Source organism: Pseudomonas sp. B15(2017) (genome assembly GCF_002113215.1).
GTDB lineage: Bacteria > Pseudomonadota > Gammaproteobacteria > Pseudomonadales > Pseudomonadaceae > Aquipseudomonas.
On the sequence record NZ_NEJZ01000007.1, the window covers coordinates 112,924 to 131,611 of the forward strand.

At 60.4% G+C, this 18,688-nt stretch carries 12 protein-coding genes; 4 read left to right on the plus strand and 8 right to left on the minus strand.

Going from position 1 to position 18,688, the window contains the following annotated elements; translation table 11 throughout:
- Positions 1 to 5 precede the first annotated feature (5 nt).
- Together glyA and CAF73_RS12680 are read right to left on the minus strand one after the other, a co-directional pair.
- Positions 6 to 1,259: a serine hydroxymethyltransferase gene (gene glyA / locus CAF73_RS12675; protein ID WP_085697766.1), complete on the minus strand. Its 1,254-nt coding sequence runs from the start codon at positions 1,257 to 1,259 to the stop codon at positions 6 to 8.
- A 156-nt stretch (positions 1,260 to 1,415) separates the two neighbouring features.
- Complete coding sequence (locus CAF73_RS12680; RefSeq protein ID WP_085702863.1) at positions 1,416 to 2,126, minus strand: TraX family protein; 711 nt, start codon at positions 2,124 to 2,126, stop codon at positions 1,416 to 1,418.
- Positions 2,127 to 2,254: 128 nt separating this feature from the next.
- On the opposite strand from CAF73_RS12680, the gene CAF73_RS12685 reads away from it, so the two are divergent.
- From CAF73_RS12685 to CAF73_RS12695, 3 genes are all read left to right on the plus strand, one after another.
- Positions 2,255 to 3,295, plus strand: a complete 1,041-nt coding sequence (locus tag CAF73_RS12685; RefSeq protein WP_007959802.1) for a low specificity L-threonine aldolase — start codon at positions 2,255 to 2,257, stop codon at positions 3,293 to 3,295.
- A 119-nt stretch (positions 3,296 to 3,414) separates the two neighbouring features.
- A complete protein-coding gene (locus CAF73_RS12690; protein WP_085702864.1) occupies positions 3,415 to 3,948 on the plus strand; it encodes a transposase in 534 nt (177 codons plus the stop codon).
- A gap of 649 nt (positions 3,949 to 4,597) precedes the next feature.
- On the plus strand, positions 4,598 to 5,422 hold the full coding sequence (locus CAF73_RS12695) for an NAD(P)-dependent oxidoreductase (RefSeq protein ID WP_085702865.1): 825 nt from the start codon (positions 4,598 to 4,600) through the stop codon (positions 5,420 to 5,422).
- A 216-nt stretch (positions 5,423 to 5,638) separates the two neighbouring features.
- Here the strand turns inward: CAF73_RS12695 and gbcB are convergent, their stop codons facing one another.
- Positions 5,639 to 6,739 carry a glycine-betaine demethylase subunit GbcB gene (gene gbcB, locus CAF73_RS12700; RefSeq protein WP_085697770.1) on the minus strand — a complete coding sequence of 367 codons (1,101 nt, stop codon included), beginning with the start codon at positions 6,737 to 6,739 and terminating at the stop codon, positions 5,639 to 5,641.
- A gap of 280 nt (positions 6,740 to 7,019) precedes the next feature.
- Here gbcB and gbcA point away from each other — a divergent pair, with 280 nt between their 5' ends.
- Entirely contained in the window at positions 7,020 to 8,312 is a 1,293-nt protein-coding gene (gbcA, locus tag CAF73_RS12710) for a glycine-betaine demethylase subunit GbcA (protein ID WP_085697771.1), read from the plus strand.
- 63 nt (positions 8,313 to 8,375) lie between these two features.
- Here the strand turns inward: gbcA and CAF73_RS12715 are convergent, their stop codons facing one another.
- From CAF73_RS12715 to CAF73_RS12735, 5 genes are all read right to left on the minus strand, one after another.
- On the minus strand, positions 8,376 to 10,028 hold the full coding sequence (locus tag CAF73_RS12715) for a hypothetical protein (protein WP_085702866.1): 1,653 nt from the start codon (positions 10,026 to 10,028) through the stop codon (positions 8,376 to 8,378).
- Between the two features lie 161 nt (positions 10,029 to 10,189).
- The gene (locus CAF73_RS12720) at positions 10,190 to 11,434 is read right to left on the minus strand and encodes a metallophosphoesterase (protein WP_085702867.1); all 1,245 of its coding nucleotides are present in this window, start codon (positions 11,432 to 11,434) and stop codon (positions 10,190 to 10,192) included.
- A gap of 25 nt (positions 11,435 to 11,459) precedes the next feature.
- Positions 11,460 to 13,328 carry a hypothetical protein gene (locus tag CAF73_RS12725; protein WP_085697774.1) on the minus strand — a complete coding sequence of 623 codons (1,869 nt, stop codon included), beginning with the start codon at positions 13,326 to 13,328 and terminating at the stop codon, positions 11,460 to 11,462.
- A gap of 139 nt (positions 13,329 to 13,467) precedes the next feature.
- On the minus strand, positions 13,468 to 16,920 hold the full coding sequence (locus tag CAF73_RS12730; RefSeq protein WP_085702868.1) for an alpha/beta fold hydrolase: 3,453 nt from the start codon (positions 16,918 to 16,920) through the stop codon (positions 13,468 to 13,470).
- A gap of 995 nt (positions 16,921 to 17,915) precedes the next feature.
- Entirely contained in the window at positions 17,916 to 18,686 is a 771-nt protein-coding gene (locus CAF73_RS12735; RefSeq protein ID WP_085697776.1) for an electron transfer flavoprotein subunit beta, read from the minus strand.
- Positions 18,687 to 18,688 lie beyond the last annotated feature (2 nt).

Sequence of the window (18,688 nt, forward strand, 5' to 3'; positions counted from 1 at the left end):
AACGCTCAGCGATAAACCGGGAAGTCAGCGCACAGGGCCGAAACCTGCTGGGCGACGTTGGCCTCGACATCGGCATCGCCGAGGTTGTCGAGGATGTCGCAGATCCAGCCGGCCAGCGTCACGCACTGGGTCACCTTGAAGCCGCGGGTGGTCACCGCCGGGGTGCCGATGCGCAGGCCGGAGGTGACGAACGGCGACTGCGGGTCGTTCGGTACGGCGTTCTTGTTGACGGTGATGTGCGCGCGACCGAGGGCGGCGTCTGCGTCTTTACCGGTGAGGCCCTGACGGATCAGGCTGACCAGGAACAGGTGGTTGTCGGTGCCGCCGGACACTACATCGTAGCCACGTTTGATAAAGACGCTCGCCATCGCCTGAGCGTTGTCGATCACTTGTTGCTGATAGGCCTTGAAGCCAGGCTCCAGCGCTTCCTTGAAGCACACGGCCTTGCCGGCGATGACGTGCATCAGCGGGCCGCCCTGGGCGCCGGGGAATACCGCCGCGTTGAGCTTTTTCTCGATCTCTTCGTTCGCCTTGGCCAGGATCAGGCCGCCACGCGGACCGCGCAGGGTCTTGTGGGTGGTGGTGGTGACCACATCGGCGTACGGCAGCGGGTTCGGGTACAGACCGGCGGCCACCAGACCGGCAACGTGGGCCATGTCGACGAACAGCAGCGCGCCAACCTTGTCGGCGATCTGACGGAAGCGCGGGAAATCGAGGGTTTTCGAGTAGGCCGAGAAACCGGCGACGATCATTTTCGGTTTGTGCTCGACGGCCAGACGCTCGACTTCGTCGTAATCGATCAGGCCGGTGTTGGTGTCGATGCCGTACTGCACGGCGTTGTACAACTTGCCCGAGGACGAAACCTTGGCGCCGTGGGTCAGGTGACCGCCGTGGGCCAGGCTCATGCCGAGAATGGTGTCGCCTGCTTGCAGCAGGGCCAGGTACACGGCGCTGTTGGCCGAGGAACCGGAGTGCGGCTGGACGTTGGCGTAATCGGCGCCGAACAGTTGCTTGGCGCGTTCGATGGCCAGCGCTTCGACCTTGTCGACGTGCTCGCAGCCACCGTAGTAGCGCTTGCCCGGATAGCCTTCGGCGTATTTGTTGGTCAGGCCGCTGCCTTGCGCTTCCATCACGCGTTTGCTGGTGTAGTTCTCCGACGCGATCAGCTCGATGTGATCTTCCTGACGTTGCTCCTCGGCATTCATCGCCGCCAGCAGTGCATCGTCGTAACCCTGGATCCGGTCTTGCTTGCTGAACATCGCGTCTCTCCCAGCGGCATCTGTGCGCCATTCGTCTCGGTAAGGCACGGCGTTCAGCCAGTGCCCTTTGATGCGATGGTATGGCCGGCGCAGGGAGGTCAAATGCCTACGGACGCCACGCAAAGGTGCGTTTACGACATGGCGGGGACGACGGACTCAAACAAGCAGCTGGCGCAAGGCCAGAAGGACCATGAAATGCGCGGGATAGAGCGCATACGCCCAGCGCCGCATGGGTGGCGCGTGGAGGTAAGTGGCGTGTCGCAACAGGAACATTCCGAGCAGTGGCGCCATCAGGCAGGTCGCAAGCCCGAAGATGGCGACGATGTTGCCGAACTGCGCGGCTTCGTACAGCACCCGCCATTGATTCGCGGCCACACACACCAGCCCTGGTAGCAGGCTGAAATACCAGGGCCGATGAAATACCAACAACATCGCCAGCGGCAGCAGGACGCCGAACAGACCGAACATCAGCCGCTCCGGGAACATCGCCGCCGCCAGTAAGGCTCCGACTCCCAGCAGGCGTGAAATCAGCACTCGATCCTGCCAGCCTCGCACCACCAGCAAACCCAGCGCCAGCGTGGGCATCACGTTCAAGGTGTCGGGCGCGGGAATGTACAGACGGTAGGGAATTTCACTGATAGCGCTGAACAGCAGCAACCAGCCCAGATAGCGCCATTCGGTCTTGCGTGCGCCGTCCCGCGTCAGATTCGCCGCCATCGCCAGGCAGAACCACGGGAACGCCAGCCGTCCCGGCACATACAGCCAATCGGCGCTGATCCCGACATATCGCAGGTGATCGAGCAGCATGCTCAGCAGCGCCAGCCACTTGAGCAGATCGAGTGCGCCGTCGCGCCGGCTCAGGTGCATAATCGGCTCGCATCCTTGTAAAGTTTTGACAGCGACATCCCGTGTGCTCCCCGGATGATCTTCGGTACAGTGCGCACCATCATTGACCCCACGAAGCGCCACAAGCGCCTCGATTACGGAAGCCGGCCATGACCGACAAGAGCCAACAATTCGCCAGCGACAACTATTCCGGTATCTGCCCTGAAGCCTGGGCTGCCATGGAACAGGCCAACCACGGCCACCAGCGCGCCTATGGCGACGATGAGTGGACAGCACGCGCCTCCGATTATTTCCGCAAGCTGTTCGAGACCGACTGCGAAGTGTTCTTCGCCTTCAACGGCACCGCCGCCAACTCCCTCGCGCTGTCGTCGCTGTGCCAGAGTTACCACAGCGTCATCTGCTCGGAAACCGCCCACGTCGAAACCGACGAATGCGGCGCACCGGAATTTTTCTCCAACGGTTCGAAACTGCTGATCGCCGGCACTGAAAACGGCAAGATCACCCCGGCCTCGATCCGCGAAGTCGCGCTCAAGCGCCAGGACATCCACTACCCGAAACCGCGCGTGGTGACCCTGACCCAGGCCACCGAAGTCGGCAGCGTCTACACCCCGGAAGAAGTCCGCGCCATCAGCGACACCTGCAAGGAACTGGGCTTGAACCTGCACATGGACGGCGCGCGCTTTTCCAACGCCTGCGCCTTCCTCGGCTGCTCGCCGGCGGACCTGACCTGGAAGGCCGGCGTCGACGTACTGTGCTTCGGCGGCACGAAAAACGGCATGGCGGTGGGTGAAGCGATCCTGTTCTTCAACCACAAACTGGCCGAAGACTTCGACTACCGCTGCAAACAGGCCGGGCAACTGGCTTCGAAGATGCGCTTCCTGTCGGCGCCGTGGGTCGGCATCCTGGAAAACGACGCCTGGCTCAAATACGCCCGCCACGCCAACCACTGCGCGCAACTGCTGGCTGAACTGGTCAGCGACATCCCGGGCGTGGAACTGATGTTTCCGGTCCAGGCCAACGGCGTGTTCCTGCAACTCTCGGAACCGGCCATTGCCGCCCTGACCGCTCGCGGCTGGCGCTTCTACACCTTCATCGGCAAGGGCGGCGCCCGCTTCATGTGCTCGTGGGACACCGAAGAAGAACGCGTACGCGAACTGGCGCGCGACATCCGCGAAGTCATGTCGGCCTGATCGCCTCCCCGTGGCGTTGATCGTTCCCACGTCGAGGCGTCGAACCGTCTGCGTGGGAATGCATCCGGGGACGCTCCGCGTTCCTCTCAGCAGCACCGCAAGATTCAAGGATGAATCCCATGGGCCGAAGCCGCTACACCATCACCGAATCCGACAAACCTCACTTCCTGACCTGCACGCTGGTGGAGTGGCTGCCACTGTTCGTTCGTCCCTACCTCGTCGACCACCTGCTCAACTGTTGGCGTTATCAACAAACCCATCAGGAGCTGAAGCTCTACGGCTACGTGATCCTGGAAAACCACCTGCACTTCGTCGCCCAGGCGCCTGACCTGAGTAAATGCCTGAGCCAGTTCAAATCCTTCACCGCTCGACAGATCATTGATGATCTGCAAAGTAAGGGTGCAGAAAGAGCATTGAATCGGCTTCGCTTCAGCAAACGGGCACACAAGGAAGATCGGGTGTATCAGATGTGGCAGGAAGGTGCTCACGCAGAGATGGTCTACAGCGAAGAAGTCATGCGCCAGAAACTCGATTACATCCACAACAACCCGGTAAAGCGCGGTTATGTCGAGTTGCCTGAGCACTGGCGGTATTCGAGTGCCCGAAATTATGCAGGGCTGGAGGGGTTGATCGAGGTTCAGCGCTGGTACTGAAGCCCCCGATATCCCACCCGCAGATCGTTCCCATGCTCCGCGTGGGAATACCTCCCGGGACGCTCCGCGTTCCTGCCGCACCACCGACGCAACGCCTGCCACCGTCATGACGCGGAGCGTCAAAGGCTGCATTCCCACGCGGAGCGTGGGAACGATCACTACTCATAGCGACAACTGAATTTCCTACCGCCGCCACAGACATCGGCCTCCCTACTCCGATCGTTCCCATGCTCCGCGTGGGAATGCATACCGGGACGCTCCGCGTTCCTGCTGCACCGCCGATGCAACGCTTGCCACCGTCATGACGCGGAGCGTCGAAGGCTGCATTCCCGCGCGGAGCGTGGGAACGATCACTACTCAAAGCGACAACTGCATTCCTACCGCCGCCACAGACGCCTATTCACGCACGGTCACATCGGCCTCCCTACTCCGATCGTTCCCATGCTCCGCGTGGGAATGCCTCCCGGGACGCTCCGCGTTCCTGCCACACCACCGACGCAACGCCTGCCACCGTCATGACGCGGAGCGTCGAAGGCTGTATTCCCGCGCGGAGCGTGGGAACGATCAGGCTCCCCCCTTCCATTTCAGCTCCATCGTCTACATTGTTTGTCGAGCCTTCGCTCGCATAACAATAAGCAGGAGCTTGCGCATGTCGCTAAAAGGCAAAACCTTGTTCATCACTGGCGCCAGCCGTGGCATCGGGCGCGAGATTGCGCTGCGGGCTGCGCGGGACGGGGCCAATATCGTGATCGCGGCCAAGAGCGCCGAACCGCATGCCAAATTGCCCGGCACCATTCACAGTGTCGCGGCGGAAGTCGAAGCGGCCGGTGGCAAGGCCCTGGCGCTGCAACTGGATGTGCGGGAGGAAGAGGCGGTATGTCAGGCACTGGCCCAGGCCAACGAACATTTCGGCGGGATCGATGCACTGGTGAACAATGCCGGGGCGATCAAGTTGACCGGTGTGCAACACATCGAACTCAAGCGCTTCGACCTGATGCACCAGATCAACACCCGCGCGGTGCTGCTGTGCAGCCAGGCGGCCCTGCCCTATCTGAAAAAATCCTCCGGGCACATTCTCAACCTGTCGCCGCCACTGAACATGGCCAGTAAATGGTTCGCCCAGTACAGCCCGTACACGGTGACCAAATACGGCATGAGCATGCTGACGGTGGGCATGAGCGAGGAATTCGCCAGCTACGGGATCAGTGTCAATTCGCTGTGGCCGCAAACCATGATTGCCACGGCGGCGATCGAGTTTCAGTTGGGCAATCGGGAGTCGTTCAAGCATGCGAGGACGCCGGCGATCATGGCGGATGCGGCGCATGTGATTTTGAGCAGCAGTGGGCGGCAGATTACCGGACGGTTGTTGATTGATGAGGAGATTTTGCGGGAGAGCGGTGTGACCGGGTTCGATCATTACCGTTTTGAACGAGAAAGCGACGTGGCACTAATGCCAGATTTGTTTATCGACTGAGAAAAGCCCCTCACCCTAACCCTCTCCCAAAGGGAGAGGGAACTGATTGGGGGATGCTCAAGAAATACACTGACCTGAATCTGCTTTGCCGAATCCATAATCGCCACGCTTAATCAGGTCGATGTATAGCGCAAGACACCGCGGTCAGCTCCCTCTCCCTGGGGAGAGGGCTGGGGTGAGGGGTAGGCCTGGCGCAGGAGACCGCCCCACCGCCGATCAGTATTCGATCCGCACATCCCCCTTCGGCACACTGCAGCAAGAAAGAATGTACCCCTCCGCCTCGTCGTCCTCGGTAATCCCGCCGTTGTGATCCATCTCCACTTCGCCACCCAGCTTGAGCACCTTGCACGTCCCGCAGATCCCCATGCCGCAGGCTTTCGGGATCATCAGGCCGACCTTGGCCGCCGCCGCATGCACGGTCTCGCCGGGAGCCACGCGGATGCTCTTGTCCGATGAGGTGAATTCCACCAGGTGCAGATCCGCCGCCGGGATTTCCGGTGCTTCGGCGGCCTGCTCGGCCTGTTCCACCGCATCGGCGCGGGCTTCCGGCGGCGTGGCGCCGAAGGACTCCTCGTGATAGCGCTTCATGTCGTAGCCGGCGTTTTCCAGCAGGCGCTTGACCGCTGTCATGTACGGCGTCGGGCCGCAGCAGAAGACTTCACGCTCAAGGAAGTCCGGCACCATCAGTTCCAGCATCTTGTGGTTGAGATAGCCGCGATAGCCGGCCCAAGGCTCGCCCAGCCCGTGCTTCTCGCAGATCAGGTGCAGGCTGAAGTTGTCGATCCGCGACGCCATGTGTTCCAGCTCGCGGTGGTAAATGATGTCCTTCGGTGAGCGGGCGCTGTGGATGAACGTCATGTCGACGTTGCCGTTGGTGTCGTAGAACCAGCGCGCCATGGACATCACCGGGGTGATACCGACGCCACCGCTGAGGTACAGCACTTTCGGGCTCGGGAAGTCGATCGCGTTGAACAGCCCGACCGGTCCGTGCACCGCCAGCTCCTGACCTTCATGCAGGGTGTCGTGCAGCCAGTTGGACACCTTGCCCCCCGGCACGCGCTTGATGGTCACCGAAAAGCTGTACGGCACCGACGGCGAGCTGGAGATGGTGTACGAACGCATGATCGGCTGGCCTTCGATTTCCAGCTCCAGGGTCACGAACTGCCCGGGCTTGAAGAAGAACAGGATCGGCTGGTCGGCCATGAAACAGAAGGTGCGCACATCCCAGGTTTCCTGGATGACTTTGACGCAACGGACGATGTGTCGGCCATTGGCCCAGGTCTGGGTGGTGACCGGATTCAGGAAGCTGTTCGACATGCTGTTCTCCACGGCCGACTGTCGGCCTTCATGTGGCGATTCTGCGTATAGCGTGAACGCCCCGTTTACCTATCCGCGACATTCACATACTTATCGCGACCAGCCCCCAACCACCGGGGGTTGCGCGTCGGGAACAGATTGCACCATGTCGCCCATGGATAAGGTTCCCGCCTGCGCCGGCCCCACACTCGCCCCAACACAAACGGTTTCTTTACACCTTGCGCTGCAACCCTGATCAGCCACTTTCGCGGCCACGCAGATGGCCTTGAGGAATTCATCGATGGACACCGCAAAAATCAGCCTGGGCGACCTGCTGGAACCCGCACGCAAGGCCACCGCACAAATGCTGCAGGAGCGCGAGCGCACCTTTTCCCTGCCGCAACCGTTCTACAGTGACGAGCGCCTGTTCGATATCGACATGCAGGAGATCTTCCAGAAAGAGTGGTTGATCGCCGGCATGACCTGCGAGATCCCGGCCAAGGGCAACTACCTGACCCTGCAGATCGGCAAGAACCCGATCATCGTCATTCGCGGTGCCGAAGGCGTGGTGCATGCGTTCCACAACGTCTGCCGCCACCGTGGCTCGCGCCTGTGCACCAGCGACAAGGGCAAGGTCGCCAAACTGGTCTGCCACTACCACCAGTGGACCTACGAACTGGACGGCCGCCTGCTGTTCGCCGGTACCGAGATGGGCGCCGATTTCGACATGAATCAGTACGGCCTCAAACCGGTGAACGTGAAGACCGCCGGCGGCTATATCTTCATCAGCCTGGCGGAAAACCCGCCGGCCATCGATGACTTCCTGTCGACCCTGAACCACTACATGGAACCCTACGACATGGAGAACACCAAGGTGGCGGTGCAAACCACCTTGATGGAAAAGGCCAACTGGAAACTGGTGCTGGAAAACAACCGCGAGTGCTACCACTGCAACGGTTCGCACCCGGAGTTGCTGAAAACCCTGCTGGAGTGGGACGACGTCACCGACCCGCGCGCCGACCAGGCGTTCAAGGATCACGTCGCCGCCTCTGCCGCTGCCTGGGAAGCCGAGAAGATCCCTTACGCTCACGCCAGTTTCGGCCTGCGCAACCGCATCGTGCGCATGCCGCTGCTCAAGGGCACCGTGTCGATGACCATGGACGGCAAACAGGGCTGCGCCAAGCTGATGGGCCGGATCAAGAACCCGGACCTGGGCTCGATGCGCATCCTGCACCTGCCGCACTCGTGGAACCACTGCATGGGTGACCACATCATCGTCTTCACCGTGTGGCCGATCAGCGCCCAGGAAACCATGGTCACCACCAAATGGCTGGTGCACAAGGATGCGGTCGAAGGCGTGGATTACGACGTCGAACGCATGCGCAAAGTGTGGGACGCGACCAACGATCAGGACCGTCGTCTGGCCGAAGAGAACCAGCGCGGGATCAACTCCACCGCGTACCAGCCGGGGCCGTACTCCAAGACTTATGAGTTCGGCGTGGTCAACTTCGTGGACTGGTACAGCGAGCGGATGCTGAGCAACCTCGGCGCCGAGCCTGCACCCTACCTCAAAGGCGTCCCGGTTCAGGGTTAAACCCGCGCCGTACAACAAAACCCGCAGACGTCGTCCGACGCTGCGGGTTTGTTTTTTCGTGCCTTACTTCGCCATGATTCTCATGCTCGAAACCTTGCCATCCAGCGTGTTGCTCGGACCGCCTCGAATGACGCGGTAGGCACCCGCGTCATAACTCCTCTCGAAGCTGCCAATGATCACCGGCGTAGTAATGTCGCTTATAAAATCCACCCGTGCGTAGCCCTGGTTTTCATTCACGTTCTTATTTCCATAGACCATGAAACTGGAGCCGCCCTTGGCTTTCACAACCTTCGCGGACCGCGCTTCATCGTTATCACAGTCACCGCTGAAGTTGAATGTCCGGGTGGTCGCGAGGTTCACCGTACAAACAACATTTTCAGTGGCGGAATTGCCCTCGTAGAACACCACACTTGCGTCACGAAAGTCGCCTGGCGCCGGTGATTTTCCTATCGAAATACGCGAGATCTTTCCATCCAGACCGTTATTACGAACATGGGTTACTTTGATATCGGCGCTTTCAAAGTTGGCCTCGAAACTGCCAAGTTTTACTGATTCATTGATCCCGATATCACGTTTAACATCAACAAAGGTGTAATCGTCACTGGTATTGCCACCGGACGAGTCATAAACACTCAGACGTGTACCTTTGGCGATACCACGCAACTCAAGCGAGCGCGCTTCATCATTCTCACAACCCCGTGCAGGCAAACTGAAATCGAGATCCTGCCCCGCCGGAACGACACAGACACTGTCACCGGTCTTGTCCACATTGTTTTTCGAGTAGAAGTAGAAACCACCCTGAGTCAATGCGGCTGCGTAGGGGAAGGCATCCCCCGTCTGATTGAAATCAATCGTCAGGAAGCTGGGGGCGGTGCGCTTGCCCAGTGCGCTTGCACAATGGTTATCAACACGGCGCTCAAGCCAGGTCAGGTTGTTATCGGTACTGCCCGCATGCAGTGATGTCGCGCCCCAGCCGTGGAACTGGTTCATCACGAACAGCCTTGGCCATTGAGTGAATCCAGTGACTGACACGGTCGGATGGTAATTCGTCCAGCGCGAAGGGCAACTCCATTCATGCTTGAGCGAAGTAATGCCCAGATCCCAGTAGTTCTGGCTTTCCCATTGACTGTCCTGCAGGACATTGATGGTCTTGCCATTGACGTTGTACTCCCCGGCATTGCGGTCGGTGACAATAACCAGTCGCTTGCCGCTGCCGATCATCTGCTCAAGCGTCGGCCATGTACGGGTGTTCGGATAGGCCTTGGGATCGAATACCCAATCAGCCAGACCTGGCACCCGATTCATCGCATTGTTGAATGCGGCCCTTTCCACAAGGTTTTCCAGCAACAACGTCACGACAGCGTTGGGATTACTGCGCAGATAAGGCAGAAATACGTTGTTCAATGCATCGGCAAATTTCATGTCCGAACGTATGTCGCAAGTGCCTTTTTCTCCGGTGTGACACAGATAGGCATCGGCCCCACCCGTCAGGTTCCCGGGGTGCAAGTCCAGCATGAAACCACGAACGCCCCGGTTGAGCTGAGTGCGCATGTCATCCAGATATCCATTGTGAGCAGTGACCCACGAATATTCGTTGAACGGCTTCTTGAAGTCAGTGATACCCGGCGCTGTTTCAGCGGCGGACACTAATGACAAAGAACCAAGCTGGGCACACAAGAGCCCCAGCGAAAGTGCTGTTTTCTTGATAGTAAACATTGTTCAATCTTCCATGATAAAAGTTCCGACAATCGAATGACTGCCGGCAACTTATTTACCGAAAAATTAAACAAGTCGCATATCGAATATATAGTTCCGAATGTTTTTATAAGTTTGAAAAACAAAAATGCGCCCAACCGGGCGCACTTGAGTTAAATACACTAGATTGATCGCCAGCGAACTTCCCCATTCTCGGCGATAAACTCTTCAACGATATTTTCGCCATCCAGCCGAACTTTCGCATATCCGTTCAACACCCGCAGCGGGTAGTCCGGATCGTTCGCATCCTGCGTCTCCGAAAACAGCACCCGCGAATGTCCGTTCAGCTCGCTGGTGGTGCCGTAAGGAATCGCGCCGTGCCCGGCACAGCGCGCATGCAGCCCACCTTGTGGTGCGTAGACGATGCCGTTGTGCAGATGCCCCCAGTACCAGTAATCCGGCTCGCGCCCCAGTGCATCGCACACCGGCTGATACAGCGCGGTCTTGTTGTGCCCGGTGATGTCAAAGCCCTGATGGTGGCTGAGCACCATGAGTTTCTTGCGTTTCGGCAGGCCCTTCATCCACTCGATCTGCGGCTTGTTCAGAGTGCCGTCCATGTACAGGTTCATGACGTCCGAGGCATACGCCGTGTCCAGACCGACAATCAGCCAGTCGTCGTTGATCAGGGCAAAGTAGCTGGTGCCCTGCTGCCCCGGAAAACGCGCGGCCAGTTCCTTGAAATAGCCGTGGGCGCCGCTGTACATCTCGTGGTTCGAATTAAGGGTGAACGAGCCGCGGGTACCCATCGGCCAGCCCGCCATGTCGGTGTCTTCCTGAGAATGGGTGCCGGCGTAATAAACGTCCCCCAGGTGAATGGTGAAATCGGCATTGGCCAGTTGCATCTGGTTGGCCACCGACACCGCCGGCGCATGGCTGTTGAACGGACCAGTGCCCCAATCGCCGGCAATCGCCAGCGTTACCTGGCGATCCATTTTCACCAGTGCCGGATCGGTGCCGAAGGTCGCGTGATGGCGCAGGTTTTCAATCCACTTGAGCAGCGCCTCGCTCCACAGCAGATCCAGCAGTTCCCACTTGCGACAGCCCAGCAGCGTGCCGTCCTTGAGCACTTTGGTCTGCAGTTGATCGGGCGATTGCGGCAGCGGCGTCGCGTTGCCGATGCGCAGGATCGACAAGCCGTGGGACAGCTCCCACGGCACCGCCGGTTCGTCGTCCGGCAGCTCGCCGTGCTTGAGCACGTATTGCGCCTGATCGTGACCGCGCTGGAGCAATTTGATGATGGCTTGAAACTCCTGCGGCTCGAGTTCGCTGATGAGCTTCATCCAGGCCATTTCGATGCGCGTGAACAGGCCATGCAGGCGCACCTTGACCTTGTCGTATTCGTGTTTCAGATGACCGACCGCTGACATGACGTAATCCTCTATCCGTAAGGGTTCACAGGGTTTTCATGAATTCGATCAGCGCACGCTTGTCGTCGTCCGACAGCGTCGTGCCGTACAGGTGACCGCTGTTGTGGTTGCCTTCCAGGCGCGTGTCGTAGGTGAAGTCCGCCGAGGCCTTGGCCTGGGCGCCGCTGGTCACGAAACCGACGTTGACCGGGTCGTAGACATCGGAGCCGGTGATGAACACCTGCGGACGTTTTTCCGGCGGTTGCAGCAAGTCCCACAGGGTCGGCACCGAACCGTTGTGCAGGTACGGCGCGCGCAGCCAGATGCCGTCGGTGGGCGTGTTGCTGTAGCTCTGGGTCTTGCGGTAGGCGCCGAAATCGAACGGCGGTTTCTTGAAGGTATGGAACGCCGCCACCAGCCCGGTGGTGAACGAGTTCAGCCGGTGCGGATCGGTGCCGAGCTGGTCGATGTTGGTGGTGACCTGCCCGGTGTCGACGCGACCGAAATCGTGACAACCCGCGCAGTTGGCCTCCCACACCGGTTTGCCCTGAGCGACCCTGGCCTGATCCAGTGCCCACGGCCACGCCGGCGCCTTGTGCCCGAGCAGCCAGTTGGTCACCCGGTTGAAACTCGGCGGCAGCACCGATTCCGGCGTCGCGCCCACGGCCATCGCGGCGGCGTAGTTGCGTTCGTGGATCTTGTTGTTATTGCCGTCCCAGTGCAGGTACATCGATTCCCGGGGTTTCTGGTTCCACACTTGCGGCAGGTCGACGGTGCCGATGGTCGAGTCATCCGGGAAGCCGAACACCACCATTTTCGTCGGGTTGAAGGTGTCGGTGCGTCCCGGCCCCTGTTGCGGGCGCAGCTTCTGCCAGGCGTAGGCCTGCTTCTGTTTGAGCAGCGCGGTCTTGGCCATCGGGATGATCAGGTAACGGTTGTAGAGCTTCTCGAAAAAGCCCAGCTGGAACTTGCTGTTGATCGCCGCCATCACCGCGTCGGTGGTGAATTTCGGATCGCTGGCGCAATCGTAGGCGAACCACTGGAAGGCTTGCAGTTGCAGGGTATTGGCCGGCGCGCTCGGCACATTGACCGCGACGTCGCTGGCATTCGCCCGGTAGGAGCCGGTGTGGCACAACGCGCAGTTCGGCTCGACGGTCGGGTAGCCGATCTGCCGCTTGGCCATCCCGATCGGCAGGTCCTTGCCGTTCTCGAACAGGAAACCGAAGACTTCCCAGCCGCCGGGTTTCGGCAGTTTTTCCGGGCACATCTGCGGCAATACCGAGAACAGGTAATAGGGAATACGCGCTTCGATGCCCAAACCAATCGCGGCGTATTTGTAGTGATCCTCGTCGGAGGCGTACTCCTGCTCCGGCACCACGCGCAGCATCTGATACCAGGTCTGGTAACCGATGAACGCCAGCAGCGCGACCACTACCAGCGTACCGACCTTGAACGCGTGGTTCTGCCAATGCCGCGCCCACGCCGCGCGCCATTCGCGCCAGCCGTCACAGAGCAGCGCCAGTGGCCGGTTTTCAGGCGTGGTGCCGAGGTAAAGCAGAATGCCGAGGATCAGGAAAAAGCTCAGGTCGCCCATCAGCATCGGCACGAACACCGAACCCTGACTGCTGGTGTTGATCAGGTAGATCCAGAACGCCACGGCGATCAGCCGCGTCAGCACGCACAGCCAGGAATGCACCACGTAGCGCGGCGCGTTGAAGCCCGAGGGCATGTAGAACACGCTGATACCCACCAGCAGCATCCCGGCGTTTTCCAGCCACGGGTCGGAGAGTTGCGGCGGCAGGCCGACCACCGATGTCAGCAACCCCGGCGCAAACAGCGCCGGGATCGCGAACACCATGTTCATCGCAATGCCTAGCCAGATGAAGCGTTGAAACCAGCGGATGTAGCTGTCCATATCAGTTCCCCAGATCCTACCCACGTCGACGCGTCGAACCGTCCGCGTGGGAATGCATCTCGTGACGCTGCGCGTCACAAAAGCGGACGCAGAGCGTCCATGGCGGCTTTCCCACGCAGAGCGTGGGAACGATCGACGGCTATCCGAGGGCGGTTTTCTCCAGGTGTTCAAGGATGATCGGATACACATCGACCACCGCGTTCTTGCCGAACATGCAATCGATGTGACCGTAACCCGGCACCACATGCCGGCTGTAGCGCTCCGGCCCGTGCTTCTCGCAAACCCGCTGAAAGGTCTTGAGCGTACTTTCCGGCAGATAACACTGGTTGTCGGCGCCGCTGATGAAGCAGATCGGCATGGTCAGCCGATCGAAGTGCGGCATGTACACATCGTGCCCTTTGAAATCCACCAGATGCCCTTTGCGCACGATCAGCGCCAGGTGTTCGAAGGTCTCGATATTGGACTCGCCGAACAGCTCGTGCAGGTTGTCGTGCAGTGTCTCGTTGAGGGTGTCGTGGCGATACAGCGAGGCGTACATGAAGGTGATGCGGTGGCACACCGGGTTGGTGCAATAGCCCTGGGCTTCGATCCGCGCGTAGCCGTTGAGCGCCTTGTCGTAGAGCCGGTTGAACCAGTTCTCCTTGCTGTCGGCGTAGGCGGTCATCGATTTGATACCGATCGCGTCGAGCATCCCCGGCAAGTGCAGACCGGCCTTGAGCCCCGTCGCCGTCGCGACCACCGTGTCGGCGGCGATCTGCGAGCAGACCACCGAACGCACGCCTTGCAGCCCGGCGAGCAGCGACATGAAGAACGTGGTCGCGCCGTAGCAATGCACCACGCATTGCACGTCCTTCGCGCCGGTCTTCTGCTGGATCTGCGCAATGGCGGCCTTGAAGTCGTACTGGGCGATCTGGTCGCCGTTCCATTCCTTCTTGCTCGCCGGCAGCAGGATGCTCACCCGGAAATCCAGCAGCCACACGTCGTAGTCGTGCTTGCAGAGAAACTCCAGCAGGTTGGTCTGGATGGTATCGGTGGAAAAAATATTCGAGCCCACGCCCAGACCATGCACCAGCATCACCGGGCCTTTGCTGCCAGCCTGATAGCGGGTCAGACGCAACTGCACGGCATCTTCGGTGGAGAAGAAATGCACGGCCGGCGTCGGCGCATCCAGCGGCCGTTTCAACCGTGGCGGCGCGTCGGGGTTGAAGTATTTGTCACCGGCGAACACCCCGCCGTAACTCTCCCAGAGAATCCCGGCAAAGAACTTGCCGAACCGCGCCAGCCCTTCGATGCGCTCGCGCTCGTTGCGCGCATTGAGGACCTTCATGGTGGTCATCTGTTTGGCGAAGTCGGTCGGCTTGATGTGCATCACGCCAGAGCCGATCACTTCGCCGGTCTTGTCCGGCCCGCGATACAGCGTGACGTAGAGGGTGCTGGTGTCGTGCCAGATATTCAGCACGCCGTTGTCTTCCGGCACGGTCTTGAAGGCGCTGAAGAAGTAGTCGTTGCCGTCCTCGGCGGTCAGTTTCATGTCGTACTTCATGTGGCGCGTGTCGACCTGCTGCTCGAACTGCTCGAACAGGTTGAACACGCCGTTGCTGGCGGTCAGCGGCTGCGGCGACAGCGCCGGGGCGATCACCGTGCCGACGATGGTCGCGGCGTGCTCCGGCTCCTTGATCATCCGGTTGAGGTCGTTGGCGGTGATGGTCAGGGTGAAGTCGATCGGCGAGTTGTCCGCCTCGCCGCGCTTGGCTGCCGCCTCATAAACCTTCAGGTCGGTGCTTTGTGCGGCGGTGAACGCGCGGGAGAAGTAGCCCTTCATGGTCTCGGTGAATTGCACACCAAGGGTCGGTGGCACCGGTTGTTTGCGCGGTGCCGAGGGCAATGTGTAATCGATCCTCCAGCCCCGGTCGGCGGCCAGCAGGCCCATGTTGCGCTCGCTCACGGCGGAGATGGTCAGCAGCGGGTTGACCGCCAGTGACGTCGGGATCACCGCGCCGTCGGTCACGTACAGATTGGCGTAGACGTCGGTGCCGGTCGCACCACTGAACACCTGGCCCTTGTGGTTGACCACGCCTTGCGCGGCGTCATCGCCCATCACGCAACCGCCCAGCGGATGCACCGAGACGATGCTGTGCTTGAGCAGCTTGGTCCAGATCGGGTTCTCGACCCAGATCCCGCCCAGGGCCTTGGTGCTCTGGTACAGGCGTTCGTTGCCGATCTTGAAGTTTTCCTGCTCGCCGACGCCCGGCCAGTCGATGCGCAGTTGATCCTTGCTGTCGAGGACCATGCGTCCCTGACCGCTGTCGTGGCTCATGATCAGGTAGGTCTGCATGTTGTGCAGCGCGCCGTGATACGGGCCGCGCAGAAAGCTTTCCGCTTCGCGCTCCTTGTACTTCACTTTGCCGCTGAAGCTGTCGTCGGTGGGTTTGCCGATCATCTCGGCGAATCCGGCCATCGCCGGCACCATCGGCCGGCCGAGCGCTCCAGGGATCGAACCTTCCTCGATGACCATGCGACTGCTGCGGTCACCCTCGGTGCGCATGTCGATGATCGAGGTGATGCACGGGCCGACCGGTTGCAGTTCCTTGGCCGAATGCGCGCCGAAACCGATGCCGTTGATGGTCTGCTCGCAGTTGTGGCCGAAGCCGAGGATGTCGCCGTTGCCGCTCATGTTCTCGCCGAGCTGGCCGGACATCACCAGGCCCTTGTCCCGCGAGCGCAGCAGAATTTCGGTGGAGCCGAGGGTGCCGGCGGACACCACCACGATGTCGGCTTTCACGAACAGCGTCGGCGCGTCGAACTTCTCGCGGCCGCTGTCGAGGTATTGGAAGTGCACGATCCAGCCGTTGCCGTCGCGCTCCAGATGCCGCACCTGGGCCTGGCAGAAAATCTCCGCGCCGTGATTGGTGGCGTCCGGCAGGTAGTTCATCAGCGTGGTGTTCTTGGCCTTGTTATTACAGCCCGAAACGCAGTCGCCGCAGTGGTTGCACGGCAGTTGCTCGACGCCGACGTGGTTGAGGTTGTTGGGCAGTTTGTCGAAGGTCACGTTGATGGGCGGCTTGTAGAAGTGCGCGCCTTGCTTGAGGAAGTCTGCGGATTTTTTGTTGGCGTCGAGTTTCGGCAGGTTTGGCGCGGTGCTCGGGTAGGGGTTGGGTTTGAGCATCTCCCGGGCCCTTTCGTAACCCGCCTTGAGCAGGCCGTCGTGGTCCTCGCGCACCGCCAACGGCCAGCGTGGATCCTTGAACACATCGGCTGTCGGTTCCAGCGAGACGTTGGCATTGATCAGCGACGTACCGCCGAGGCCGCAACCGACCACCACGTTCTGCTGCGCGTTGACGTGCAGATCGAACAACCCGGTGCGCGAGCCGATATGGCCGTCCGGGTCGTGCACCTGCAACTCCTCGGTCGCGGCGATCATGGTATTGGGATATTCGCCGGGCTGAATCTCCCGACCGCGTTCCAGCAGACAGACCCGTTTACCGGCCCGGGACAGGCGCGACGCGGCAATGCCGCCGCCATACCCGGAGCCGATGACGATCACGTCGTAATGTTCCTTGATTTCGCTGATGGGCGTTGCGATCCGTGTCATGAGGGGGTTCCTCTCTCAGGCAGATGGGGCAACTCTGCGGTTGCCTGCAATCAATGGGCGAACGGGCACCTGGCCTCCGGGAAATCCCGACGGCAGTACAGCGGTTTGGGCAGGAATCAGGCGCTACAGACGGGCGTGCTGATTGGCGGCACGACGCAACGTGCGCTTGCGCGGCGAAGGTGCCGGCAGAGCGCGGAGCGTGCAGGGACTGAGGGGTAAGCGGTGGGGCCGGGTATCCATCACGCGTTCTCCCTGAACCAGATGTGGATAAGTGACAGCTGTCCTTGTGCCATTGCAGTGAAGACAGGCACCGGATCGAAGTCAAGGCGGGCTCTTAGAACTGTATGAAATGTGATCAATTGCCGTTTGGACTAAGCGCGCCGGGGGTTGCAGAGTTCGGCGAACAAGTTATCCACATAGCCACCCACAGCTAATGGGGACAACTGTGGATGACATGCAAAAATGATCGGGGTTTTGTGAAGAAAAACCGTGACTTATTCAGAAACAGGGTTTCCACTTGCGATTGATTGTTTTTTGATCAAGTCTCTGCACATCCCGGATTACGTGCCTTTCAAGGGATGGCAAACACCTTATCCACAGAAGCGCCAACAGAGTTCGGGGGTAACTTGGTGTGCGCTGTGGAAAAACGCTGGAGGCGTTGATAAATCGGGGTTTGCGAGGGAATTGACGGGTTGAAAGGCTGAATTGAACGTTTTTTGATCAAGCCTCTGCAAGCCACGTTTTATATGGCCCCTGGCGGATAGCGAACATCTTATCCACAGAAGCGCCAACAGAGATTGGGGGCAAGTCTGCAAGTTGCCCAGGGGAAAAAGCTCGTAAAAACCGCGAGTCAGGCTGGTTGTTTTTTGAACTGCTGGCTGGAGCGCTTGATTGGCGTGGGGGGCAGGGAGGGGCGAACACGTTATCCACAGATCCGCCAACAGGGATTGTGGGTAAACCGCCCTCTCCCGTGGGAGAGTGTCAGCAAAGTTTGTTTAGCGGACCACACCTTCTTCGATCAGCAGCTTCAGAATGGCTTGCGCACCGGCCTGCGCGGTAACGCCTTTGAGCACCTGCCCACCGCCACCGCTGGCCTTGGCCGTCGCTGCCTTCATCCGGTCCGCCCCGCTCTTGGCCTTGATCACCTTCAACCGTTTCGGCCGGGGCTTGGCCGGTTGCAGGGTCGCCACCGCAAGCAATTCGTCCTCCACCACTTCCACGTCTTGAGCCTGGAGAACACCGCGCCGCGCCGGGCCGTAAGCACTCTGCCGAGGTTTGGGTGCGGCGTTATCCACAGTCGCCAGAAACGGCAGGCGCACCTTCAACCGGCGCCGCTGCCCACGGGGCAACGCTTGCAGCACCAGTGCCGAACCGTCGTTGATCGACTCGACCTGCGCCAACCCAACCACCAGCGGCCAGCCCAGTCCTTCGGCCAGCAGAAACGGCAGCATCCCCGAGCCTTCGCCGGTTTCTGCCTGGCTGCCAGTCAGTACAACCTGTGCACCGGCATCACGCAGATACTCGGTCAATGCCGGCAGCGCATCGGCGCCAGCCGGTTGTTCCAGCACGTGCAACTGTTCCAGTCCCATGCCCAGGTAGGCGCGCAGCGCCGGTTCCGCGATGTCGCCGGCGTGCAGCACTTGCAGATTGTCGCCCGCCAGTTGCAGGCCGAGTTCCACCGCGCGGGCGTCCTGATCGGCACGGCGCGGGCGGCCGGAGGTCGGGTGGGCGCCGATTGAAACCAGACTGATGATCTTTGTGCTCATAA

Excerpts from the sequence above, each read along its gene's own strand:
- CAF73_RS12680 (WP_085702863.1), bottom strand. The coding sequence starts at position 2,126 with ATGCACCTGAGCCGGCGCGACGGCGCACTCGATCTGCTCAAGTGGCTG.
- CAF73_RS12720 (WP_085702867.1), bottom strand. The coding sequence starts at position 11,434 with ATGTCAGCGGTCGGTCATCTGAAACACGAATACGACAAGGTCAAGGTG.
- CAF73_RS12715 (WP_085702866.1), bottom strand. The coding sequence starts at position 10,028 with ATGTTTACTATCAAGAAAACAGCACTTTCGCTGGGGCTCTTGTGTGCC.
- glyA (WP_085697766.1), bottom strand. The coding sequence starts at position 1,259 with ATGTTCAGCAAGCAAGACCGGATCCAGGGTTACGACGATGCACTGCTG.
- CAF73_RS12725 (WP_085697774.1), bottom strand. The coding sequence starts at position 13,328 with ATGGACAGCTACATCCGCTGGTTTCAACGCTTCATCTGGCTAGGCATT.
- CAF73_RS12685 (WP_007959802.1), top strand. The coding sequence starts at position 2,255 with ATGACCGACAAGAGCCAACAATTCGCCAGCGACAACTATTCCGGTATC.
- CAF73_RS12730 (WP_085702868.1), bottom strand. The coding sequence starts at position 16,920 with ATGACACGGATCGCAACGCCCATCAGCGAAATCAAGGAACATTACGAC.
- CAF73_RS12695 (WP_085702865.1), top strand. The coding sequence starts at position 4,598 with ATGTCGCTAAAAGGCAAAACCTTGTTCATCACTGGCGCCAGCCGTGGC.
- gbcA (WP_085697771.1), top strand. The coding sequence starts at position 7,020 with ATGGACACCGCAAAAATCAGCCTGGGCGACCTGCTGGAACCCGCACGC.
- CAF73_RS12735 (WP_085697776.1), bottom strand. The coding sequence starts at position 18,686 with ATGAGCACAAAGATCATCAGTCTGGTTTCAATCGGCGCCCACCCGACC.
- gbcB (WP_085697770.1), bottom strand. The coding sequence starts at position 6,739 with ATGTCGAACAGCTTCCTGAATCCGGTCACCACCCAGACCTGGGCCAAT.
- CAF73_RS12690 (WP_085702864.1), top strand. The coding sequence starts at position 3,415 with ATGGGCCGAAGCCGCTACACCATCACCGAATCCGACAAACCTCACTTC.